The following is a 25,279-nucleotide window of genomic DNA, read 5'->3' as shown; positions in this document are numbered from 1 at the left end:
ACTAGTGACGCAGCTCTCTGCCGTTCTTCTTGCTGTACAGACAAATAATAATATTCCCCGAAAATATAGTTTGTATTGAGTACAAGGTACACTTTTCGCTAAATTAGAAACTTTAATATCTTACTAGTATCTCTAAGTACCGTAACTGATGTATATCTCTCCAAATACCACTTTTACCTCATCTTTGTCGTCTTTTATCGAGTCCTCCAAACCGCCACTGAATACGCCAAATCTTTTCACTTAATTTAAAAACTAACATATACTAATAATCAAGCAAAGGATCTTCGAAAGTAACCAAATGACTGCCTTTCCTATTCTCCTGGACAAAGGAGATTAAACCAGATGGACAGAGAAGAATTGGTTCCTAAATCCCTACTGTTGAATCTATTTTAGACTTATTTAAGCCCACCCACAATCCACATTATAAGAAAGTAAATATAAATACTAACAGGAAATCGTCTGTTGTTTGATAAAAGTGTTTTATCTCACAAACTTAGGTATTGTTTCTGCAGTGGTAAATAGTCCATAAATTTCCCGACGATGTAACGCCATACTTGCTTTAAGATAGCTAAAAGCAGATACGCAAACGTTAGCTGCCATACTGGTTTCGTCTCCTATAGCCAAAGTAGGGGTAGAGATTTTGCCATCAAAACTACGCCCAGTTATTTGAACATTATTACTTAAAGGTTTTCTGGAGTTACGAGTATCAACTACACCCCCAACTGTTACCCAATCACGATCGCAGACTCCCACCAGTTACAGCATAAGATCATCGGCGTGTTCCATATTTTCTAAGGTTAGAATACCATTAGGTTTGTCTAAAAATGCTTCTACCTCGGCATCGCTCATCCCCTTGGCTTTTTTCACGTCAACCCCTGGCAAATGAGCGGTATATTCATGAATCGTCGCCCTATAAGCTTCCCATCTAGCAATACCGACTCCAAAGGAGATTTGAACACGGTTAACCTCGGCGTAGCTTTGGGTTGCTATGGTTGCGGCGGCGGTGAGTAAACCAGAAATTGCCCCACATCCGGTTAAGTCAGTGATTCCTCCTTCAGCTAATTCGTATTGTAATTTAAGTAATTGTTCTACTGCACTGGTACACTTGAGAGCATCTACTAATACTCCTTGCCATCCTGACGCGATCAATTACCTAGTCACATCCGCTATAAAGGTATTAGAAAAGTTAGGTAAAGCTAAGAAATAGCCATTAACCGTCTTAGTTTCAAGTAAGTCCTGAATGCTTGTGTTACTGAAGGTTCCATAGGGCTTACAATAGCCAATCGATCTTTTTTCAGGATAGTTGAAGATTACTTGAGCAGGCTCTAATTCTTTCTCACAATAACCATAACCTTTAAGATTGGCGGCTGCTACTCAGGTCATCTCTTATTTAGGAGTAAGAATTCGGGCAGCCGCTTGTCCTAATCCCCAAAATCCTAAGACTCCCACTTTGAACGCTCTATTGATATTCATTATTTGTCTTTTTCACTATTCCATTCATTCTTTATTATTAATGTTGAATCAAGTTATTCGCGATTATCTTAAAAATCTCTCTCATAACTTATGAGGTTAGCTTAGCTAACCTCATCTTTTAAGATTATTTAAAGAAGAAAGACAAGAAGTAATAGGTAAGAGGTAAGAGTCGTAAAATTTGACGATTACCTCCTTGAATTTGACTATGCATAATCTAGCTATCTGGTTTTATTCTACTCTTTACAAGATCTCAGTGCTAGGCTGTTGTCCATTTAAACTGGATCTAGTCTAAATCATATAAAAACTGTCAATTATTTCCCTACCTCTCAGTCTAAATTACCAATTTATAATAATGAACAAATATTTTAGGCTCTCCCTATAGAATTGGGTCGTTCAAATCGGGAATACCACTTTGACCCAAGCTCCGTGGGTATTAGGATGATTTTTGGCAGTAATCGAGCCACCATGAGCATGAACAATTTCTTGGGCAATCGCTAGACCTAAACCACTTCCTTCACGAGGAGATTGGGGATCGATTCCAGCACGTACTCGTGAAGGATCTCCCCGATATAAACGATTAAAAACGTAAGGTAAATCCGCCTCTGAAAAACCAGAACCGCAATCAATAATATCAACTTCGATCGCTTGATTAATTTCGCATAATTTAAGATTAACTTGAATGGTAGATCCAGAAGGACTATGTTTGAAACTATTGTCTAGCAGATTAAGAAATGCTTGGTATAAACGAGAGCGATCACCCGAAAACCGAATTGCCGAGCTACCATGACATTCGAGAGTGACTTGTGTTTTTTGCGCTAGGGGATCTAAAGTTTGCCACGCTGACAAAATTAATTCATCTAGCTCTAGGTGTTCATAGGCGAGATTTTTATGAAGATTATTTTCGATTTCACTCAGATCAAGCCAATCTTCGACTAGATGAATTAAGCGAGCGGTTTCCTTCAATAGTTGTTCAACCCAACGACGTTCAGGGTTTTTTAGGTGAGTCTGTAACGTTTCAGCCACTAAAAAAATAGAGGTTAAAGGAGTTCGTAGTTCATGGGTAAGATCCGAAAAGGCGCGATTACGCGATTGCGACAGTTCTGCTAATGGTTGTTGATTTTCCAAGAACACTGCCACAGCTTTATCCTGGAGGGGATAGCTTGTCCCTTTGAGGGTAATAGCTCCATTATTTACAAGCATTTGATTAACATAAGGTGTTTGATAAAACACCCACTCTTCTACTTGAGTAACTTGAGTATTACGTGTTTTTTCAATTAGTTGATCGAGTTCATAGGAACGAACTAACTCGAGAAAAAGACGCACTTGTCCAGGTTGCCAACGATCAATATGGAGCAATTGTCGCGCTTGTTGATTACACCACAGCAATTGATTATCCCGATCAATATGTAGATAACCAATTGGGGCCAACTCCAGGATATATTGTTGTCGTTGTAGTTCTATAGCTTGCTGTTGAGACGTTTCTTGAAGATAAAGAATTTCCCGTCGCACTAGGGACGTTGCAGATAAAGACTTAACTAGATCTTCTGTATCGGGCGAAGCAGTCAATATTTTCTGCAATTGGTATTTAAAGCGGTAATAACTACACCCCCAAATGACCATTCCTAATAAGAAACCCAGAATAAAGAAAATCAATGAACTGATAGCCTACTCTACTGTAAGTCGTCTGTTGAACTTTAATCATCTGTTGACTATTGCTTGACTCCATCTTGATCAATTACTTAATGTAATTAACCAAAGCGATAGCCAAATCCCCTTACCGTAATTAAATATTCTGGTTGACTTGGATCATGCTCTAGCTTTTCCCTCAACCAACGGATATGAACATCAACAGTTTTCGTATCTCCTAAGAAATCAGATCCCCATATCTGCTCGATCAATTGTTCGCGAGACCAAACCCGACGAGGGTAGCTCATGAACAAATCTAATAAGCGATATTCCTTGGGAGAAAGGTTCGCCTCCTCACCCCGAACCTCTACCCGACATTCGTTGGGATATAGGGTAACATCGCGGAACTTACGGACGGAAACTGATGACACATTACTAAACCCTTGACGACGGATCAAGGCACGACAACGAGCTACTAATTCCCTTATGCTGAAAGGTTTGGTTAGATAATCATCTGCTCCAACTTCCAGACCTAAAACCCGATCAGCTTCACTGGCTTTGGCACTAAGAATTAAAATAGGGACAATGTTCCCATTGTGTCTCAGGAGGCGACAGATATCTAAACCGTTAATCTGAGGTAGCATTAAATCTAAAACCACCAAGTGAAACTCCGGTCTAGTGTCTGAAGAGACATTATCTTGAAAGAAATTTAATGCAGTACGTCCATCGGGAGCGCTTATCACCTCATAACCTTCTTCTTCTAAGGAAATAATAATCATATCTCGGATCACATCTTCGTCTTCGACCACCAAAATTCGATGATGGTTGACGTTTTTTGGGGAGGATAAAGCTTGAGGTAAGTCTAGAGATAGCATGAAAAATACTTTTAACGTTGACTCTAGGTTAAGATATACAACAAAGTTAGCCGTTGAGTATAGTTTTTTTTCCTTTTATTTCATAGTCTCCTTAGACATTTAAATGTTTTATGCTGCTAAACTTAAGCACTTGGACGGAAGTTGAAGATTATATAAAAACCTCTCAAGGACTGATTATTCCCATCGGTTCGACGGAACAACATGGACCGACAGGGTTAATAGGAACTGATTCGATTTGTGCGGAGGTGATCGCTAAAGGAGTTGGCGAAAAAATGCAAGCGATGGTAGCCCCCACCATTAATGTAGGTATGGCATTGCATCATACGGCTTTCCCTGGAACTATTAGTTTGCGTCCTACAACCTTAATTCAAGTAATTGAGGATTATTTAACCTGTTTAACTAAGGTGGGATTTTCCAAATTTTTCTTTATTAATGGGCATGGCGGTAATATTGCCTCCCTTAAAGTAGCTTTTTCACAGTTCTATAATTACTTAGCTCATCTTAATCTTCCTCAAGCGGATCAAGTTCGTTGTCAGGTAAAAAATTGGTTTATGTGTCGTTCTGTATCCGAAAAAGCGAAAAAATTGTACGGTGATCAAGAAGGATCTCATGCTACCCCCTCAGAAGTAGCTATTACTCAATATATCTATCCTGAGTCTATTAAAAATGTCCCTTTATCTGAAAAAGTAGCATCTGGTTATTCAATCTATGGAGCGGTGGATTTTCGTCGTCATTATCCTGATGGCAGAATAGGCTCAAATCCTACGTTAGCTACCCCAAAACATGGTCAGCAATTATATAATTTAGCGGTTGAGGAACTTTGTGAATCTTATCTTAAGTTTTTGCAAGATAATTAATTTTTGCGACTTAACTCTCCCTAAAATAGTCTTAGGCTCTAAAATTATCTTAGGATTTATTTCTAGTCTCTAAATTATGGCGACATCAGACATTAAAACTCAATATACTCAAGCATACAATGTAGAATTAGCTATTATTGATGTTTATCTAGCTATGCGAATATAAAAGGTGTCTGTCCTGGTATTCTTGTAGTTCAAGAAACTTTCAGAGTTGATGCCCATGTTTTTGAGGGGTAACTGAACAGATTGCTAAACAAAGTTATGTGGTGATCGATCCAAATACTTACCCATGTCTCGTCCCTAAATTTGAAGCCAGCTACATCTCAGAAGATATTAAAATTAGTTTAGTTTATCGTGATCAGTGGGTTGTTGTTGTCACCGCGATGACCTAACTGACTGTTTATTGCTTTTCCTTGTTCATTTAATCACCATGACTCCAGAATCTATCCCCTCTAAATCATCCAAGATCAGCTTTTCTATAGATGACTTTGCTAAAGCTCTAGAGCAGCACGATTATACCTTTGAAAAAGGGCAAATCGTTAGTGGAAGCGTGCTTCAACACACCTCTGATGGGGCTTATATTGATATCGGAGGCAAGTCTACGGGATTTGTTTCCTTCAAAGAAGCCGCTTTAGACTCAACCTCTGATTTAGTTGAGGTTCTTCCTTTAAATGAAGAATGTCAGTTTTTGATTATCAGTGATCAAAATGCTGAAGGTCAAGTTAAACTTTCTGCCCGTCAACTTCAATTACAACAAGCTTGGGATTATGTAGCAGAATTGGTTAAGACTGGACAAACGGTTCAAATGCTCGTGACTCAAACCAATAAAGGGGGAGTCATCGGTAAGGTTGAAGGGTTACGAGGGTTTATTCCGCGATCACATCTTCTCGAAAAAGAGGATTTAGAGTCTTTAGTGGGTAAGTCTTTAACTGCTAATTTTTTGGAAGTTAATCAGGAGAATAATAAATTAGTCTTGTCCCAACGCCGTGCCATTATGGCAGAACAAATAAATAAAATTACGGTAGGAACGTTAGTCGCTGGAAAGGTAGCTAGAATCCAACCCTATGGAATATTCGTAGATTTAAATGGAGTAACAGGATTACTACATATTACACAAATTAGTGGTTTACGGGTTGATTCTTTAAATACACTGTTTAAGTTTGGCCAAGAAATTCAGGTGGTTGTTCTCAATATTGATGAATACAAAGGCCGTATTTCCTTATCCACTAAAGTCTTAGAAAATTATCCTGGGGAAATCTTAGATAACTTTAATGAGATGATGAAAAAAGCTCCAGAAAGAGTAAAACAAGCCTTAGAAAGGCTACAACAAAAATAATAAGTTATTTGTGAATTAATTTAGGGTTTAGTGAGCATTTGTAAATAACCGATTAGGAAGAGATAAAGAGGTATTTAATCCCCGACCATAAATCACAATATTCCATTGTCTCCTTCAGTTTAATTAAAAATAAATAAGAAGACCATTTCCACTAATATTCATACTAAGCACCTCTCACAAGCAGTTGTTGGTAATTTTTTAGCATGAAATATCTGGCAATTATAAACAAAAAATTAGGGGTTACTTTATTCCTCAGAAATATAAACAATATAACGTCCATACAAACTAATATTAGGTTTATCCTAACTACTTCTTAGCTTATTTAATCCTGGGAAAGGTAGAAGACAATAAACTCGAAAATCATAAATTCAGTTCCTTCTTTTTCCTCGTATGTCTGAAGCAAACACTAAATATTGGCCATCGTAGCAAATCGTAGCAAAAAGGAGAGTATTCTTCTGCTGTCCGTGTATTTAAACCTACTTTTAAGTTTTGTTTTGGTAGGATAGCAAAATTTCTTTGTTAAGAGCGACTTAAACTCAAGATCAATATGCTAACTATACTTTCAACCATCTATTAAAGGTGTTAGGAGACCACTTCGTTAATGTCAATCACATTTGCTTGATGGGATATAGGTAAGGGTAAGGAACAGCAGTTAACATCGTCAAGACAGACCTTGCCCCACTGTAACGCCCAGCGCAACAGTTCCACTCTGTTTTCTGTCTTTGTTTTTGTTAAAGTATTACTAATATGATTATCGACGGTTCGTTTACTAATTTCGAGCTTCTTTGCAATTTCGAGATTGCTTAAACCAGTGGCTACGAGTTCGAGAATTTCCATCTCCCGACTCGACAGAGAGGCTGTCGTCTGAAACTTCTCACTCACCATAAGTATATTTTTCGTAGTATATTTACTTATTCGCTTATCTCATTGTCCTATTCCAGGAAGATAATTAGACATAAAGGTTCACAAAATAAAATAATTTCTGCAAATTGTGGAGCTTCAAAACCATTTCCGCACCACACACATTGCGACCACTCAAAAACAGTCTCTTAAACATTGAGCAATTCGTTTAGCAGATCCCGATGTCCCAAGTCTTCTGCGTCCATTATCGGCAATGCGCTGTAGTTTTTGAGGATTTCTTAATAAAGAATTAATAACAGTTGGTACTTGTTGCGGATGGTCAACTAAACTAACTGATTCTCCTAAAAGATAGGTTTGTTTTTTAGCAAAATTTAGAGTAAATTGCGGTCCATTTCCAGGGATAGTAATTGCTGGTTTACCTAATCCAACAAATTGCTCTGTTGCTGTTCCGGCCATAGAGATCGCTATATCAGCCATTTGCAAACAATCTTTATAGGAATGTTGAGTTAATATGAGGGTAGTCTGGCGTTGATTAAAAACTAATCTATGAGGATCATTTAAAGCAAATTTGCTAGTTTTTATGGGTTGAAAAATCCAACCCATAAAAACTAAAAACTGAATAAAATTTTCTAGATTTAGAGCGGGAGAAATTGCTCCTAAAAAAGTAAAAGTATTTTTATTTTTTTCTTTTATTATTTCTTGAATTGCTTCCAGAATGATTTCCCAGTTCTGTTGTGCTTCCGGACTTCTTGAACCAGGGAGTAACACTATGGTTAATGAATCATATCTCAGGTTTAAATTAACTGTTGGATTCGACTCAAAACCATCCATCATAGGGTTACCTAAATCAAAAATTCGTATTGGCCATTGCTCTAAAATTTTGGAGGTCAATCGGTCTCGGGGAAAAACCCCCCGACATCGGGGATGACTCATTAACCAACATTCCCAAGGAAAATACATCGATCCAAACCAACGTGCTAACCAAGAAGTTTGAGGCAACCAACCTTTTTCATCCCGTAAATAATATTCTGATTTAGCGGTTCCAACAAATCCATAATCTGCCCCACTCAACCACGCAAAAAGTAAGGGAACTAAATCCCCAACTGCTATAATTTGACCCCCATTGTTTCCCCATTGACGAATATTTTTATACTGATCAAAAGTCAATTTAATTAGTCCTCCACTAATATCTTGTAGTAGATGTTTTGGATTTTTATTAAACCCTCCTGATGGCATCTTTTGAACATTCCCAATAATAGGAATATTACAATTTTTGTAGGCATATCCTTCTCCCACTAGGGGAAAAGCTGCTATTTGAGGCGCATCAGATAGATCTCGTAATTGTTCAGCAATACAAGCTGCAATTACATCTTCTCCGTGACCGTTACTTACCATTAAAATTGCCATTATACTTTTGATTATTAGTTAATATTATTTACCTGAATAATTTCTAGATTATACAGTTATATTCTAAAATAACTAGAGTAAAAATTAACATTAATTTTTATTTCCTTAAATCACTTGAAGAAGTAAATTAAACACAAATTTAGATAACAAATTATAGACTGGCTATGACTTCACAGAAGTGCATTATGTTGCCAGTACTGATCTGAGATTTCACTCACTATAACTATCAGTTAACTCAAGTTGTAACAGATATTTTAACTTTATTCAAAAAAATCAACTGGTTGAAACTCATATTACTTGTTTTTGAACAACCTTTTATTACATTTTATAGGGTTTATATTGTGGTAAATTTATTGTTATATTAGAAACTTTAAAATAAATATAAATTATCTCTAATGTTGTTTTATATAATAATCAATATATTGCTCATCATCATTGATAAATTACGTATTACTTGGTCGTATTAATCAATTTCATAGCTATTAAATTAGCTGAATTTTTAGTTTAAAATATATCTAAAATAATTACCTCTAAAAGAATAGATTTATAGTCGCAGACTAACGTAGATATTATTTATATATCTACGTTAGTCTGCGAATGAGCTTGTTAATAGCTATTGAATATGTCATAAGTTGCCTAATAATTAACCTTATTTTTTAAAAAATAAGGTTAATTATTAGAACACTATTATTCCTTTAAAATTTATTACAAATAACTTACTAATCTTACTGACCAATAATTAGGCAACTTTTTAGATTTAAAAACAATGTTTAAATAACTTATATGTAGAGATACTTTATACCAATTACTAGATAAAATTTATATATTTTTGTTAGATGTTTTTGCTTGAAAAATATAAGAATAAATATTCAAAAAAATTCTCTGGTTTTTAAACAGGTTTCGTAAAGTTTATTTAAATTATTATCCTATCTTTATAGGTAATTTTAAAAATATTTTTTTATTAAAAAAATGTAAATTATTGTCAACAGTAAAAATACAAAGATATATATACAAAAATACAATGCTGCTCAAATAATAATTATTATATATAGTATATTTATACGAAAACTGAATATTATAATCACCGATACTTGTTATGCTATTAATGGCTAAATAAACAGAATAAATATATTATCTAGTAACAGGAATACTTTAAACTTATATACTTTTTATATAATGACTTTTAAAGTAAATTTTCTACGAAATAAAAAAGAAATTAAATACATATTATATAATGAATTAGCAAAATAATAGTAATTAATAATTTGTCAAAGACGAAATATTTTGCTAGATTTTAAAAAATCAAATAAATTTATATAATTATTACACCAATATAAGCAAAAAATATAAAAGTAAAATTGGTCAATAAGTTATTTTAAACCCATCAAATAACTAAGAATTTACTGATTTAAGTTAATCGGACTCTTTTTGGCATAGAAAAAATAAGTACAATATCTATCTTTATAAATAAATTTTACTGCTCAGTTATAAAAATAATCGTATTAAAAATAAAATTAGATTAAATTAATTTAGTTAATAACTATGGATATTTTTTAAAAAAAGTAAGTTTAAGTATAATTAATTTAATCTAAATATAAGCTAATATGGCTAGAATTAGGATGAGCTTGTCAACAAAAAAATATTCATTATGTTTACAAATAAACTATGAGCTTTTCAGTTAATTTTTCTCAGTTTCTGTTTGGTTATACAAAAGTACAAGATAATTATGATACAAATTTAAAAATTTTTGACTAAAAATGTCGTGGTCTGGACAAGGTTCCTAGTTCACCTCAAATAGGAGCCAGAAGCAAGCATGCATGCGTTATACTATAAGTATAAATCATCTCTAGTTCTGTAGTCATTTTACGGGGTTGATGAGTCTGTGCAATTAGAGAATATCCTGGCTAAGGAAGTAGCTGATCCAGTTGTATCAGGTGACCTAAATAACAAAATAAACGATATATAAAAATTTAGCTTAAAATAATAATTATTTTAAATAATAATCCATCCGTGGCTATAATCGATAATGTTATAGTCTGAACAATAAAAAAGCCAGACAAGGTATCAAAAACACTAATTTTGATACCTTGCTTGGCTTTTTTATCCATATCGATAAAGGGTTGATTGAGCAACTAACTAATCTATATCGAGAATGTCTTAAACCTCAAACTCGTATTCTGGACTTAATGAATAGTTGGGTGTCTCATTTTCCCGATGACCTGGAATTTTCTCATGCTATGATCAGCAACTTGAGACAGGTTTCTAAGAAAACTCCCCAATTAAACAATGTCTCTTTCTGTGATTTTTAATCTTCTCTAGTTTTCTGTAAACTGTGCTATGAAATTTTCAGAGATTCGAGCATAGTTACTTTAGCCTTTAAAAATGACCAATTTAACCGCATTATAACGTTAGGCTCGCTAAAGTAACATAGGTGACAATTAAGTATTTTCAAAAAGTTAGCCGGAAATTTAATTTTTAAAAAAGATTAAGGACTAAGAGTATTGAGGAATTGGAAGTGTTTCGACAGTGAAATCGTTACATTTACACAACATCTCAAATAACTAAGACAAAAGTTAAAAGGTCTATCCTTTTACTTCATCCTTCTCTCGCCGGAGGTTCACCAACTACGATACAATTTGTTATCGGATCTCAATTTCGCAACGGCATCAACCGTAGCCGACCATCAAGGTAGATTCAGTGGACTTGACTCAAATTTTCAACAAAACATATCCGGTTATTGGTGTCGTTCACCTGTTACCCCTTCCCACTTCCGCTCGTTGGGGAGGTAGTTTGACCTCAGTGCTCGAACGGGCTGAACAAGAAGCAACTGCCCTTGTCGCCGGGGGAGTAGATGGTATTATCATCGAAAATTTTTTCGATGCTCCTTTTACAAAAGACCAAGTTGATCCGGCTATTATCAGTGCCATGACCTTGATCGTTGATCGTATTAAAAATTTAGTAGTCGTTCCTGTCGGGATTAACCTCCTACGTAATGACGCTATCGGGGCAATGGCAATCGCTTCCACCATTAACGCCCAATTTATTCGGGTTAATGTTCTCACGGGAATTATAGCAACCGATCAAGGATTAATTGAAGGCAATGCCCATAAATTACTTCGTTATCGACGTGAATTAGGGGCTGATGTTGCAATTTTAGCCGATATCTTGGTTGAAAACGCCTGTTACTTAGGAATTCAAAACTTAACTACCGCTGTTGAAGATACCCTCGAAAGAGGGTTAGCCGACGGAATAATCTTATCAGGATGGGCAACAGGACGTCCCCCTAGTCTCGAAGACTTAAAATTAGCCTCAGCCGCCGCCCAAGGAACCCCTGTTTTTATCGGCAGTGGGGCAAATTGGGACAATATCGGACAATTAATGCAAGTTGCTGACGGTGTAATTGTAGCTAGTTCCCTAAAACGTAACGGTAGGATTAAAGAATCAATCGATCCTATTCGGGTTGCCCAATTTGTAGAAGCGGCACAACAAGTCAACGTATCTAAAGAAAGGTCACAATCTAAGCCTTCTTTAAAATTGACTCTATAGGATATTGTTAAAATCACTGATACAGACTGAATTTTAACACATCTTAACTATGAGTCGCCGACGTTCTATACCTTGGATATATCGCTGGTCACGTCCTATTATTGGAGTGATCGCTGTTGCTGGGGCTATTTTGACTGCCTATTTAACTATTACTAAATTGATGGGAGGAGAGGTTTCCTGTGGGGTAGAAGCTGCTAAAACTGGAGCAACAGGTTGTAAAAGTGTACTGGATAGTCCTTATGCTACAGTCTTTGGTTTACCTCTCAGTTTATTGGGATTTCTAGCGTATATTAGTATGGTAACCTTTTCTTTAGGACCTCTATTTGTCAAACTTGATAATAATAAACGTCTTAGAAAACAGTTTGAAGATTGGACCTGGTTACTTCTGTTGGCTGGGGGAACTTCGATGGCTATCTTTAGTGGCTATTTAATGTATATTCTAGCGACAAAACTGCAAACTCTATGTTATTACTGCATTAGCTCAGCAATATTTTCTTTATTTTTGATGGGATTCACTATTATAGGGCGAGAATGGGAAGAAACTGGTCAGATTTTTTTTATTCCTATAATAGTAGCTATGATCACCCTTGTAGGAACTCTGGGAGTCTATGCTGGTGTCAATGGACCTACCGCCGACAGTCGTACCCCCATCCCAGTGCCGAATACTCAACCCCAACCCCCCAATGGGTGGAATATTACCACCACATCAGGGGGAGCGGAAATTGCCTTGGCCAAACATCTCACGGCAATCGGCGCGAAAGAATATGGGACGTTTTGGTGTCCCCACTGTTTTGAACAAAAGCAATTATTTGGCAAAGAAGCCTTTAAAGAAATTGATTACATAGAATGTTCTCCTAATGGGAAAAATTCTGACCCACAGGCTTGCGTTACAGCTGGTATTAAGTCCTATCCTACCTGGGAGATCAAAGGACAAGTTTTTCGAGGAACCCAACTTCCTAAAAAGTTAGCTGAAGTTTCTGGATATGAAGGATCAATGGACTTCAAATATACAATGCCTGTCCACTAATTTATAAAGAATAAACCATTTGAAGTAGGGCTTAATATAATTCATTAAACTCTACTTTTATCTATGAACTATTACCCAATTATAAGGACCGTAATCAAACCATGACCAGAACCCCATCCTCGTTGCATTTCATATTCTAAAGTAAGTTCTAAGAGCGTACACTATACCCTAATTGGGGTTCAATAATATTCGAGGATCACAATACCACACCCAAACCACGTTTGAGATAACCCGGTCCATAGTCATTAAGGCAAATTGCAAAAGTTTGGGAAATCCATCCATGAAGTTCAGGAAGAGAACAATTATGAGACAAACGATGCCGAGTAAACTTAATTAAAATATTCCAAGAGTTGATAAGTTCATATGACAAAGGAGTGATAGACTGATGATCGGGGAAAACAGTTACATTTAAGTAACTATCAATTCTTCCAAGTTGGTTCGTAAATAATCTTCATGAAGAGAATTAATTAACCGACGACTTGGGTTAAGTTTAGGATTAAATGCCCGAGTATCGGTATGACGACCTACTAAAATAGAGCGATCTACTAGTTTTACTACTTCAAGGTTAATTCCTGTGTCAGCGTTTATTTTTTGGGTTAACTCTCTGATCTCTTCTCCTATCCCAAAACAAATCGGGAATGATTCAATATCTATGGTTTGACGGAATGGTTCAGACTAAAGATAATTCATATTATACTCATGTAATTTCTCCGCTTTCGACTGAGCATCCCAAAAATCAGGACATTCTATCGAATATCTCCAAATTAAGTCCATTACAACTAAACTACCCTGTCTACCAGGATGACAAATATCTTATAATAAATTAACTAAATCCTTTCGGGATCAGTGAGACAATGAGCCGTAGGATGAAAAATATAGATCGCAAGGAGCTTCAGTTATTTTGAGATCACCAAGTCCTTCTGAAGCTGTTACGGTTTTTTGTATTTCTTTGATGAGATCATCTAGCTTGGCGTCGATTTCAGGCAGAATATCCGGTAATATATAATAACTAGAAAATCCGGTTTCTGAGGAGAAAAAGGAACCTGGAGGAAATTATTCCACTTTCTCACAAAATTTAGTGATGGCTTTGAATTCAGAAGCAAACCCAAAATTACCGTCTTTTATACTATAATGAGGGGTTTGATTACAATCGGATCACAGGCAGCCATGAATAGATTTTTATCAACGATGGCAAAGGCAAACATTCTATTAATTTCTTTTATTGCAGTTATTTGCTTCCGTATCACGTTTAGTTAAAAACTGATATTTTTGCTGTAATGCTGGTAACAGTTGGGACTAATCATAAATTGCTCCATTCTCAATGATTGCTTTTCCTTTATAAAGGCTATCAATTGGTTGGTATCCGCCGCCTTCAAGATTAATAATAATAAGTCTTTAAAGAAGTTTATTTAGTAACAAACTCCTTTAAAGATTTTCTAATAAACTATAAAATCCCTGCAGCGAAACTTTATAGTTTATTTTGCTGATTTTCTACTGATTTAAGACCCAATGAACTAGAGTTTGGACTGGAAACCCAGTTGCCCCAGAATTATTGACTCCATCTTCTTTATCTAGCCAAACAGGTCCTGCTATATCAAGATGTGCCCAAGGGGTTTCCTTAATAAACTGTTTGAGGAATAAGGCTGCAGTGATTGCTCCACCAGCACGAGGTCCTGTATTCTTGATGTCTGCAATGGGAGATTTCAAACCCTCAAAATACTTTTCTTCTAGGGGCATTTCCCATACTTTTTCCCCTGCCATGGCTCCAGCTTTCTTTATTTGAGTAGCTAAGGTTTCATCAGTACTCCATAGCCCCGAAATATTATCCCCTAATGCTACAACACAAGCCCCTGTCAAGGTTGCTAAATCAACAATCGCATCCACACCTAATTTTTCAGCAAATACCAAAGCATCTGCCAGAGTTAATCGTCCTTCTGCATCAGTATTATTCACCTCTATGGTTTTTCCATTAGAAGCGGTTAGGATATCTCCAGGGTGCATAGCGCGACCACTAATCATATTTTCGGTTACCGCACAGATAAAATGAACTTCCACATCAGGTTTTAATTGACCAATTACTTTGGCCGCTCCTAGGGTGGCTGCCCCACCCCCCATGTCCATTTTCATGGTTTCAATACCACTCTGTGATCCTTTGAGGTTAAGTCCTCCAGAATCAAAGGTTAAGCTCTTACCGACAATAGCTAGTTTTTTCTGAGGAGTCTCGGACGGTTTATAGGTTATGTGAATGAATTTCGGAGGCAAATCAGAAGCTTGGGCCACCCCTAAAAAGGCCCCCATCCCTAAATTTTGACACTCTTTGCGCTCTAGAATTTCAATATCAAGTCCGTGGTCTTGAGCAATAGTTTGGGCAATTTCAGCAAAAGTAACAGGGGTGACACTGTTAGCGGGGGCAGCCACTAATTCCCGTGCTAGGATAACCCCAGAACAAAGAGTCTGTGCTTTATTTATGGCTTCTCTATGTTCTCCACAGCCTAAAATCTCTACTTTTTCGAGTTTTAGTTCATTTTTATCTGGTTCGGACTTAAAACGGTTATCTTGATGCAGGGGTAATATGACTCCTTGCGTAATCGCACTAACTGTACTTGCTGCATCATCATTAACCACCGGGAGGTTAATACCCAGAGTTTTAACTTTAGCTTGTTTAGCAAGACGGGCAATGGTTGCAGCTCCCAATCTAACGGTATCTAAGGTCAAATCTTCTGTTTTTCCCAATCCCACTAAGATTATCTTTTGAACAGGACTACCACTACCAATGCGAGTCACTACATTATTACTAGATTTTCCTTCGAATTCTGTTTCTGTAATTAATTCTCGTAAATTTCTGTTTAACTTCTCATCTAATTTCTGTAAAGTCTCTGTTAATTCCATAGAATCTTCAAAGAAACCCAAAGCTAAGGCATCTCCAGTCCAATTCAATAGTGGTGTTTCTGTCCCACGAATATCCATACGCTCCTCTCTAAAAATATTTTGTGTAGGTGTATATTGTTGTAACGTCCCGTTTAAAATTTTAACCTAATTTTCGGGTATTATTCTCTATAATAAGTTGAACCGGTTTAATCTGTATCATTAGTGATTCATTAATGATTTTTATATCTATAGCAGTTAAGTACTTATAAAGTATAACAAATATGTATTGTTTGAAATGAGTAAAACAATAGTTATGTATTTAAAATAACTCAATATCAATAATCACCAAATATCTTACTTAATATACTAAGACTAATAAGGGTACTAATTTTTATTTTTAATGCTATTAAGTAAAGTCACTATTAAATTCAATACTTAATTTTTGTTAGATTTAATACAAATTACTAATTTTATCTTTAGTTCTCATTAAATATAACTTAATTAAATAAGTTGAAAATATCTTATTTTTTTATGAGTTTATCAATTGCACCTAATTATTAGAGAATAATGCAGTAATACTCAATAACTTGATTAATTTTTTAGATTTTTAAAAAATACTGTTACTAACTTTGGTTCAGTTTTTATTATTTTAGTAAAACAAAATATTATATCTGCTTAAACTTCAACTTACTGATTATCTAGATATCTAATTTACCCATGACATCAGAAATCAAGCTTATTACATTGCGTCAGCTAGAACCTAAGTGGGTGATATTTTTAAATTGTTTCTTAGAACTTGAATCTTAGAAGTGCTAGTTTATGCACATCTGAATCTTAGAGTGTGTATTTTTTTATTTTTATTCAAGAAATAATATTTTGATTAGTTTGGCTATTGAGCTTTTTTTCTTTATTAGAAATTATATGACTGACTTTGCATTGTAACCTCCGTTATATTAGATTCATTAGTGGGTTTATTTTAGTCTTTTTTCAATTTATTCATAATTTATGATGAAGTCCTACAGTATCTCATTAAGTTTTCGATTTAAGAAGTTTTGAGAATTGGCGAATTAAATTGTAACTTTATTGTAAGGAAAGCACCTATAACCTTATCATCTGCATTTAATTGATAAATATTGTGCGACACGTTATAAGTGATTAACTATTTTTTTATAAATTATATTTCGATGTAGTTCAGTAAAAAAGAGTCTTAGTCTCACTAAAATTAAGTTTGTTAATCTAGTCAAGTTCAATTGTTTTTTTTGAGATATTTATAAACATTTTTTAAAAAGATTTGGTTGCAACAAAAGTTAGTTGTCCCTAAAGTTAGATTATTCTGGGAACAACTAAGCTGACTAAACCTATTGAAGTTGAAGTCAAAAAGACCAACCATATTCCAGAACTTAACTCTTAAGTATCAGAAGTTATTTCTACAAAGATTACGTAAGGATAACTAAAAGTGGAGAAAAACAAGAAAAATTTGGAAAAAAATGGCCGAAAAGGAGCCTCAAAACCCAGACCTAAATCGATAACAATCATAGCATTAAATACTTAAGTAGTCAACAGAGGTCTTATTTACGACTAAAATTAAATAAATTATGGTTACCGGTAGTCGTAATCGCTCGATCCCAGCTTATTTAAAAAGATTGAAATGAATAACTGAATCATACAATTAAGATAATTAACTGCATGAGAATTCACTCTTATTATTTATCAAAAGAACCAACCATAGGAATGTAAACCCTTGCCTAATAAATTAACTCCTAAATAGCAAACCCAGACTGCAATAAAACCACTAGCTGCTAGAATAGCGGGCTTGCGCCCTTGCCAACCGCGAGTAATGCGGGAATGGAGATAAGCAGCAAACACTAACCAGGTAATCAACGCCCAAGTTTCTTTAGGGTCCCAACTCCAATATGATCCCCAAACCTCATTAGCCCAAACTGCCCCCGCAATAATACCAATAGTAAGCAAAGGGAAACCTAATCCAATGATACGATAACTAATATTATCTAGGACATCAGCTAGACTTAACTTTTGGAGGGATAGAAGATGTAAATCAGCCGCTAAAGTTCGAGAGCCGACGCAATTCTTAATTGCTGTTTTTCCACTACCATTTTGGTCAGCCATTGTCGTCACAGAAACTTTTCCATTATTATCGATTTTAGAAAGTTGTAGACGATTTAGCTTATGGCGATAACTCCCTGTCCCGACTGAACTTCCTCGTAATTCTATATTTTGTCCACAGGTGACTATCAAAAAGGTGATTGCCAGCACTGAACCGACCATTAAAGTAGCATAACTGAGCATCATAACGCTAACATGCATCATTAACCAGTTAGACTTAAGGGCAGGAACTAAAGGAGCTGAAGTCTGCATATCTGCTGGTAAAGATAACGTAGCAAAAGCAGTAATGGACATCGTTACAGGGCTTGTTACTACCCCGACTAACCCACTACGACTCATTTTTTCAGCCATCAGATGAACAATTGTTATACCCCAAGCAAGGAAAAATAAAGATTCATAGAGGTTGCTTAACGGAAAATAACCTCCTTCGATCCAACGGGCTGCTAATAATGCAGCTATTGACAGATTAGCCATTGCTATCCCTGTTGTTCCCAAAGTAGGTAAAACAGAAACCTCTTGAAACGCTGCCCCTGTCCAATAAATAAGCATAGTGAAGAACAATATTAAAAATGAAGTATTGTCAAGGAAATTTTGTAGGGTAATTAAGTCCATATCTGTAAGATTTGCTTAATAGGAATGCCAAATAGTGAAAACTAAGAAACCCATACTGTACGCCTGCGCAACTAGTGAGGAAGATGTTACTTTTCATTTTAAACTGGTATATCTAGCCTAGGCTGTTATAAAACATTGAGGGTGTAATTTTCTATACCATTAGAAGATGACAAATTGCTTAATAAGCTGAGTCCAACTAGAGGAAATCTATGAAAAACTTCCAACAAGCATCATAGTCCAACAACTTGATTCTATCGTTGAACAAATAATAATGCCTAACTCCTAAGCTCGAACCCACGTATTATAGCTTACTCCACCGTAAGAGACACTATCTATAAATTTTCATTTCAAAAGTAAAGATTTTCGAAATAGGTTATTAACGATAAAATGGGAAGGAGGATGTAAATATAGACAGCTATATAATATACCCTTTAAGAAAGTTAAATTCAATCAATGGGGACGAACTGTGATAAGTCTATTAAAGATTTAATATTCTTTTTTTTAAAAAAATAACCATCATTATAGTCTTTATTGTAGATATAAAATTTTATTTAAAAATATAAAATAAATATATTTATTTTATATGAGAGTAAAAACTAATTAAAATTAAGTGTTAGTTTTTATTGTGCCACTAACTTAATATAGGAATTAAATCGATAGCGTAGCACTTTTAATTATAATCTACTTTCTAATAGTTGATGATTTAAAGTTTTTTCTTTAGCTATAGACATGTAATATAAAACACAACAAATAATATAAGTAAAATTAAATATGATTAATGTTTGGTAGAAAAATGTAAATTAAGCGGTAAAAGTAATTGAGTTTTATTAAAATTATTTACAGTTATTTATTACTCTCTATAGTTCAAGCTAATCATGAGATTTTTTAAAGATTGAACTAAGTAATTACTTAATATTCAAATTCATTGAGTGTGATACTTAAACTGGACTTAGAAATTACATTTGATTCTAAAAATATTGATTTACTAGTAAGGTATTTATTGAACAATTAGGGAAATTGACTTAGATCAACTATCTTTAAAAGCTCTAGGTTGGCATGTAATCATAAACTGAATCTCGGATTTCATGCAAGATTAGAGGCATCAGGTTTATGATCATTAGTTAAAGTTATCGCCAATGTTCCCTAAAATATCCTCATTATTTTAGATGCTAAATACGGAGACGTTAACATCGACACCATTTTTTTAAGGACAGTTTTTGAGCAGTGGGGAGTGGATGTTGTTAATTTAAGTCGCCAACACTGCTGGTCATGATCGTGTTGCTCTCCTTATAGGTTACCCGATAAAATAGTTCTTGTTTTTCTCCTAGGGTGATCGTCTTATAATATTCTACCTATGAGACTCTTTTTTATTGACAAATGGTGAAAGAAGCCTGTCAAATTCCTCGGAAAGACTATTATTTTTACTAAGCAGCTGAAAAAAAAAGAATAACAATTTCATCATGTTTTGAGGACGAGTTTGAATCCCAATAAATTATCTTTATGCCCATTTTCTAAAATTCTATAAAACAAGATGATTTAGACTTACTTTATAAGTTAATAATCTTAATGAGAAAATTAATAAACCTCCCAACTAAATCATAAATATTATATTTTTATCTAAAAAATAATTACTTATATTACTTATGTTACTTATATTACTGACATAAACCAAAATCTTGATGAATGCTCAATACTAGTTACTTCTACTTCAGTAAAAAAAATATGAGTAACTTCTTTAAAAGATTTAATTAATTTATTTTTTTAAAAAACTTTTATCATTACCACTTGAATCTAATAAAATGACCAGTTCAAGTCAATTATGCTACGATAATAGATTTTTTACTTTTTTTAGCTAGATTAGCTTTATTTAAGTAAGTACCTTTGAGATTTGATTCTTGAAAGTAGATTCAGTTCCATAAATTCTCATCTAAATAATGGTTTTATATATTGATTTTCTGCTTGTTTTTAACAAATATTTTCTAGGTTTAAAAAATTTTATAAAATTTTTTCTTGTAGATTAGCTACACTTAAATAAGTATTTATAAAATTTATAATATTCAAATATAATTGACGTAATTTAATGATTTAAAAAATTCTTCAACAAGGTTAATATAATCGACTTGGCTCTAAGACTTCTTGAAGTTAACACATGATAGCCACTTTTCTTATATTGATTTTTAACCTAATTCAGGGTACTTACTTAAGTCTTCACCATTCTTAATGTGATTCAAGATTATTGAAACTAACCACCATAGAGGATGTCAATTCATTTGTAAGTACGTTGACTTTTTTTTGATGATTTTTAAGTTGGGCTATTTATACAAATACTGAAAACAATCAAAGGTTTTTTATTTTAAACAATAGGATTATTGTCTGAGTTTTTAGAAAAATCAGAGATAAAACTCACACAGTATCTGTGAGTTTTATTAACTAGAAATGGGTATCCTAGTTTCTCAACCCCAGACAACAGGTTAAAATAGCCGGTGAGTATAGTGACGTTTGCCATAGTTATGTAAGTTTTTATGACTAAATTTGTCTTTGTCACTGGAGGAGTAGTCTCCAGTATTGGAAAAGGAATTGTAGCAGCTAGTTTAGGTCGTCTTCTAAAATCACGAGATTATTCCGTATCGATCCTAAAACTCGATCCCTATATTAACGTTGACCCGGGAACTATGAGTCCTTTTCAACATGGAGAAGTCTTTGTAACAGAAGATGGGGCGGAAACAGACTTAGACCTAGGACATTATGAACGCTTTACTGACACTTTTATGTCCCGTCTTAATAGTGTCACAACAGGCTCAATTTACCAAGCGGTGATCAACAAAGAAAGACGGGGGAATTATATGGGAGGAACAGTTCAAGTAATTCCTCATATTACCAACGAAATAAAAGAAAGAATTCATCGGGTGGCCAAAAACACTAATCCTGATGTGGTAATCACTGAAATTGGGGGAACCGTTGGTGATATCGAATCTTTACCTTTTCTAGAAGCTATTCGCCAGTTTCGTAAAGATGTGGGACGCACTAACGTTGTTTATATGCACGTTACCCTAATTCCTTGGATTCCGGCCGCTAGGGAAATGAAAACTAAACCTACACAACACTCTGTTAAAGAATTACGGTCGATTGGCATTCAGCCTGATGTACTTGTCTGTCGCTGTGATCGCCCTTTAAAAGAGGGAATAAAAGAAAAAATCTCAGAATTCTGTGATGTTCCCGTAGAATCAGTCATTACTGACCAAGATACCAGCAGTATTTATGAAGTTCCCCTGATTGTAGAACGAGAAGGACTCGCCCAGCAAACTCTAAAACTCTTAAACCTCGAACCCCGTAAACCCGATTTAAGTCAGTGGCAAACCTTGATAGACCGAATGCAGTCTCCTACTCGACAAATCGAAGTAGCCTTAGTAGGGAAATACATCCAGTTGAGCGATGCCTATCTGTCTGTGGTAGAAGCATTAGACCATAGTGGTATTGCTATTGAAAGTGAAGTCAAACTGCGATGGATTAATGCTGAAGATATTGAAGAACAGGGTCCAGAGAAATTATTAAACGATGTTAGCGGCATTATTGTTCCTGGGGGTTTTGGCATTCGGGGAGTAGATGGTAAAGTTAAAGCCATCGAATATGCCCGTAAACAGAAGATTCCCTTCTTAGGGTTATGTTTAGGAATGCAGTGTGCGGTGATTGAATGGGCAAGGAATATAGCCCACCTAGAAAGGGCTAATAGTGTCGAATTTGATTCAGAAACACCCAACCCAGTAATTAACCTTTTGCCAGAACAGCACGATGTGGTGGATTTAGGGGGAACTATGCGTCTTGGACTATATCCCTGTCGTTTAACCCCGGATACTTTAGCGATCGCCCTTTATCAGCAGGAGGTAATTTATGAACGTCATCGTCATCGTTATGAATTTAATAATGCTTTTCGGAGTCTTTTACTAAAAACAGATTATCTCATTAGTGGCACTTCCCCCGATGGCCGATTGGTAGAAATTGTTGAATTAACCGGACATCCCTTTTTTATTGCGACTCAATTCCATCCCGAATTCAGGTCTCGTCCTAACAATGCTCATCCGTTATTTTTAGGCTTTGTCAGGGCCGCGGTTGACTATCACTCCGTCTATTTAACCTCCATTAATGGAGATTAACCCTTAATCTCTAGTTCCTAATCCCAATTTCTTGTACAATTAATCTTGACATTTCTAGGCTCTCAAAGCATTTCATGATTTCTAGTAATGATTTTCGGACGGGTACCACTATCCAATTAGATGGGACAGTATGGCGTGTTATAGAATTTCTACACGTTAAACCTGGTAAGGGGTCGGCGTTTGTGCGAACTAAATTAAAAAATGCACAAACCGGAAGCGTTGTGGAACGTACTTTTCGTGCGGGGGAAACCGTCCCCTCAGCCAACTTGGAAAAACACACCATGCAACATACCTATAAAGATGGTGGACAATACATCTTTATGGATATGCAAACCTTTGAGGAAGTGCGCTTAACTCCAGAACAGATGGGAACAGCAGTCAATTACATCAAAGAAGAAATGGAGGCTGATATACTTTTTTGGAATGATCAGGTGTTGGAAGTTCAACTTCCAGCATCGGTGATGTTAGAAGTAATTGACACCGATCCAGGGGTTAAAGGAGATACGGCAACCGGTGGTACAAAACCAGCTATTATTGAAACAGGAGCGCAAGTTATGGTTCCTCTGTTTATTTCTATTGGTGAAAAAATTAAAGTAGATACCCGCGACGGCTCTTATTTAGGACGGACATAACTTTAAAATATTGGAATTTACTCTGTGTCGGTTGTCATTATTTTGGATAACTGCCCTTCTATTAACTTTATGGGATGGATGATTTGTGTCGATCAACTTCAATGAACTTAAAGAACTGTTAGGAGCGATCGCTCAAACAGATATTGCAGAAGTTATTCTAAAAACTGAAACGTTTGAACTGACAGTACGTCGAGGAAACAGCAACATTCCGGTTTCGTCAACTGTGTTATCTCCTCCTGCTACTGTTCACTCTTCTCTCGTGACGGCGGAAACTTCTACTATACCCCCCTCATCTGAACCTCTTAAACCCTCTGTATCTTCTCCTATTGAGAAAAAGTGGGTAGAGATTACTTCTCCGATGGTAGGGACATTTTACCGAGCTTCTACCCCTAATGAGTCTCCTTTTGTCGAGGTAGGTGATTGTATTAGTAACGGCCAAACGGTTTGTATTGTTGAAGCGATGAAGTTGATGAATGACATTGACGCAGAAGTAGCCGGAGAGATCATGGAAATTTTGATCGCTAATGGGGAACCGGTAGAATATGGACAAACTTTAATGTGGATTAATCCTAGCTAATTTTTAAAAGGATTAGAAACCTGACTGTTAGAACAATAATGACATAAGCTGATATTGATTGATATAAATATCAGTCGTAATGACTCGTCCCAAGCCTAATGAGCTCTATTCTTCAGAAAATGGTAAGCATTTATTTTTTAATATTTAATTTATTATGATGATTTTTAAAACCCTAAAAAAATGTTCTTTACTTTTACTACTTTAATGTTATTAACGATAAATTAATTATTGGCAAGGTTTGTATAATCGCCATTTATGTTAAGTTTTTCATGAATGGTGTTAAACATTTTTATAATTACTTTTCTATTTATTAGAAAATAAATAATTATCAAAGTTAACTTGCAACTTTAATTTTTTTTAAGAACGAGAATCAGAGTAGAAATATTATGTTTAAATCCAAGATAATAGAAAGTTAGAGGAATTGTAGATTGAGTGAAACTATCATATAATTTAATTATAAGAATAACTTTATAATTGATTATTTAATGAGTAAAACAACTTTGATATAAAAAGTATAAAATACTTTAAATGGCTCTCAAAAAAGAAGAAGAAAGCTTGCTTTTAATAGTTGTGAAATATTTGAAATTTTTAAACAAGAGGTAAAAGTTAAATCAACTCTCATACGTAAAATTCTAAAAAAAAAGACTGATAAAGAGAAAAGAGTCAATATAAGAATTCGTCTATCAAGAAACAAAAATAAATTGAGAGGCAGATTAGGCTTTTAAAATATAGTAGATACGAAAAAATAGATACTTAAATTGTTGTTTAAACATAACTCATAACTCAATGCCTATAAGGGTTTTAGTTAAAGTAAAATTTAAACAATGGAAGGGAAAAAATATCTATGTTTTATGACAACTTCTAGTCCAGAACTAAATATAATCAAATGAGGATAGCATAAAATAAAAGTTCATAAGATTTTCAGAAGAATGTTTGAAGATAAATATGATTTAGCTAAGGCAGTTAAAAAATCTTTATTAAAGAAGTTACTCTAATCAAATATCAATTAAAGCGATATAAATGAGCTCTTCTATACTAAGTCTGGTATATTAGTGAGGAATAACTTCTAAAATTATTATCAAGCCTATAAGCATAACTCTATTTCCTTAAATACAAAATGATTTACTTGTTAAACATTGACTGGTAATGAGGGGATTCTACTATAGGATCAACTAATTAGATGTCAAGTCAAGAGACTTAGGAGTTAAAAATTTATCACAACTATAATTTAACTTAATCTAATTAATACAATTTAACTTTGTAAGTATTTTTTAATGAAAATAGTTAATGATAAAATCCTTTTCTCA

At 34.8% G+C, this 25,279-nt stretch carries 15 protein-coding genes and 2 pseudogenes; 9 read left to right on the top strand and 8 right to left on the bottom strand.

Going from position 1 to position 25,279, the window contains the following annotated elements; translation table 11 throughout:
* Window positions 1-480 precede the first annotated feature (480 nt).
* From ETSB_RS08275 to ETSB_RS08265, 3 genes and pseudogenes are all read right to left on the bottom strand, one after another.
* Window positions 481-1,473, bottom strand: a pseudogene (locus ETSB_RS08275) (saccharopine dehydrogenase-like oxidoreductase).
* A 393-nt stretch (window positions 1,474-1,866) separates the two neighbouring features.
* Window positions 1,867-3,093 carry a sensor histidine kinase gene (locus ETSB_RS08270; RefSeq protein ID WP_044107697.1) on the bottom strand — a complete coding sequence of 409 codons (1,227 nt, stop codon included), beginning with the start codon at window positions 3,091-3,093 and terminating at the stop codon, window positions 1,867-1,869.
* Between the two features lie 128 nt (window positions 3,094-3,221).
* The gene (locus ETSB_RS08265; RefSeq protein ID WP_044107388.1) at window positions 3,222-3,974 is read right to left on the bottom strand and encodes a response regulator transcription factor; all 753 of its coding nucleotides are present in this window, start codon (window positions 3,972-3,974) and stop codon (window positions 3,222-3,224) included.
* 110 nt (window positions 3,975-4,084) lie between these two features.
* On the opposite strand from ETSB_RS08265, the gene ETSB_RS08260 reads away from it, so the two are divergent.
* The 3 genes from ETSB_RS08260 to ETSB_RS08255 all read left to right on the top strand — a co-directional run bounded on the left by ETSB_RS08260 (window position 4,085) and on the right by ETSB_RS08255 (window position 6,167).
* Window positions 4,085-4,831, top strand: coding sequence for a creatininase family protein (locus ETSB_RS08260; RefSeq protein WP_044107386.1), 747 nt, complete (start codon window positions 4,085-4,087; stop codon window positions 4,829-4,831).
* Window positions 4,832-5,094: 263 nt separating this feature from the next.
* Entirely contained in the window at window positions 5,095-5,223 is a 129-nt protein-coding gene (locus ETSB_RS10545; protein ID WP_269763992.1) for a hypothetical protein, read from the top strand.
* A gap of 53 nt (window positions 5,224-5,276) precedes the next feature.
* Entirely contained in the window at window positions 5,277-6,167 is an 891-nt protein-coding gene (locus ETSB_RS08255) for a S1 RNA-binding domain-containing protein (protein ID WP_171816466.1), read from the top strand.
* 582 nt (window positions 6,168-6,749) lie between these two features.
* Here the strand turns inward: ETSB_RS08255 and pedR are convergent.
* Together pedR and ETSB_RS08245 are read right to left on the bottom strand one after the other, a co-directional pair.
* A complete protein-coding gene (pedR, locus tag ETSB_RS08250; RefSeq protein WP_269764002.1) occupies window positions 6,750-7,058 on the bottom strand; it encodes a photosynthetic electron transport-dependent transcriptional regulator PedR in 309 nt (102 codons plus the stop codon).
* A 144-nt stretch (window positions 7,059-7,202) separates the two neighbouring features.
* Window positions 7,203-8,435 carry a lipid-A-disaccharide synthase-related protein gene (locus tag ETSB_RS08245; protein WP_044107382.1) on the bottom strand — a complete coding sequence of 411 codons (1,233 nt, stop codon included), beginning with the start codon at window positions 8,433-8,435 and terminating at the stop codon, window positions 7,203-7,205.
* 2,120 nt (window positions 8,436-10,555) lie between these two features.
* On the opposite strand from ETSB_RS08245, the gene ETSB_RS10950 reads away from it, so the two are divergent.
* The 3 genes from ETSB_RS10950 to ETSB_RS08230 all read left to right on the top strand — a co-directional run bounded on the left by ETSB_RS10950 (window position 10,556) and on the right by ETSB_RS08230 (window position 13,008).
* Window positions 10,556-10,744 carry a hypothetical protein gene (locus ETSB_RS10950; protein WP_408643829.1) on the top strand — a complete coding sequence of 63 codons (189 nt, stop codon included), beginning with the start codon at window positions 10,556-10,558 and terminating at the stop codon, window positions 10,742-10,744.
* Window positions 10,745-11,132: 388 nt separating this feature from the next.
* A complete protein-coding gene (gene btpA, locus ETSB_RS08235) occupies window positions 11,133-11,981 on the top strand; it encodes a photosystem I biogenesis protein BtpA (RefSeq protein WP_044107379.1) in 849 nt (282 codons plus the stop codon).
* A 49-nt stretch (window positions 11,982-12,030) separates the two neighbouring features.
* A complete protein-coding gene (locus ETSB_RS08230) occupies window positions 12,031-13,008 on the top strand; it encodes a vitamin K epoxide reductase family protein (protein WP_044107377.1) in 978 nt (325 codons plus the stop codon).
* A gap of 71 nt (window positions 13,009-13,079) precedes the next feature.
* Here ETSB_RS08230 and ETSB_RS09460 read toward each other — a convergent pair.
* The 3 genes and pseudogenes from ETSB_RS09460 to ccsB all read right to left on the bottom strand — a co-directional run bounded on the left by ETSB_RS09460 (window position 13,080) and on the right by ccsB (window position 18,612).
* Window positions 13,080-14,298: pseudogene (locus ETSB_RS09460) on the bottom strand (hypothetical protein).
* A 201-nt stretch (window positions 14,299-14,499) separates the two neighbouring features.
* The gene (locus ETSB_RS08225; protein WP_044107375.1) at window positions 14,500-15,975 is read right to left on the bottom strand and encodes a leucyl aminopeptidase; all 1,476 of its coding nucleotides are present in this window, start codon (window positions 15,973-15,975) and stop codon (window positions 14,500-14,502) included.
* Between the two features lie 1,611 nt (window positions 15,976-17,586).
* Entirely contained in the window at window positions 17,587-18,612 is a 1,026-nt protein-coding gene (gene ccsB, locus ETSB_RS08220; RefSeq protein ID WP_044107374.1) for a c-type cytochrome biogenesis protein CcsB, read from the bottom strand.
* Between the two features lie 2,522 nt (window positions 18,613-21,134).
* Between ccsB and ETSB_RS08215 the strand changes: the two genes are divergently transcribed.
* The 3 genes from ETSB_RS08215 to accB all read left to right on the top strand — a co-directional run bounded on the left by ETSB_RS08215 (window position 21,135) and on the right by accB (window position 23,972).
* The gene (locus ETSB_RS08215) at window positions 21,135-22,763 is read left to right on the top strand and encodes a CTP synthase (RefSeq protein WP_044107373.1); all 1,629 of its coding nucleotides are present in this window, start codon (window positions 21,135-21,137) and stop codon (window positions 22,761-22,763) included.
* A gap of 74 nt (window positions 22,764-22,837) precedes the next feature.
* Window positions 22,838-23,395, top strand: a complete 558-nt coding sequence (gene efp, locus ETSB_RS08210) for an elongation factor P (RefSeq protein WP_044107371.1) — start codon at window positions 22,838-22,840, stop codon at window positions 23,393-23,395.
* 85 nt (window positions 23,396-23,480) lie between these two features.
* Complete coding sequence (gene accB / locus ETSB_RS08205) at window positions 23,481-23,972, top strand: acetyl-CoA carboxylase biotin carboxyl carrier protein (RefSeq protein WP_044107370.1); 492 nt, start codon at window positions 23,481-23,483, stop codon at window positions 23,970-23,972.
* The last annotated feature ends 1,307 nt before the right edge of the window (window positions 23,973-25,279 follow it).

The organism is cyanobacterium endosymbiont of Epithemia turgida isolate EtSB Lake Yunoko, assembly GCF_000829235.1.
In the GTDB taxonomy this organism is placed as follows: domain Bacteria; phylum Cyanobacteriota; class Cyanobacteriia; order Cyanobacteriales; family Microcystaceae; genus Rippkaea.
The sequence above is the reverse complement of the archived record's forward strand: the minus strand, read 5'-3'. Positions and strand labels throughout refer to the sequence as shown.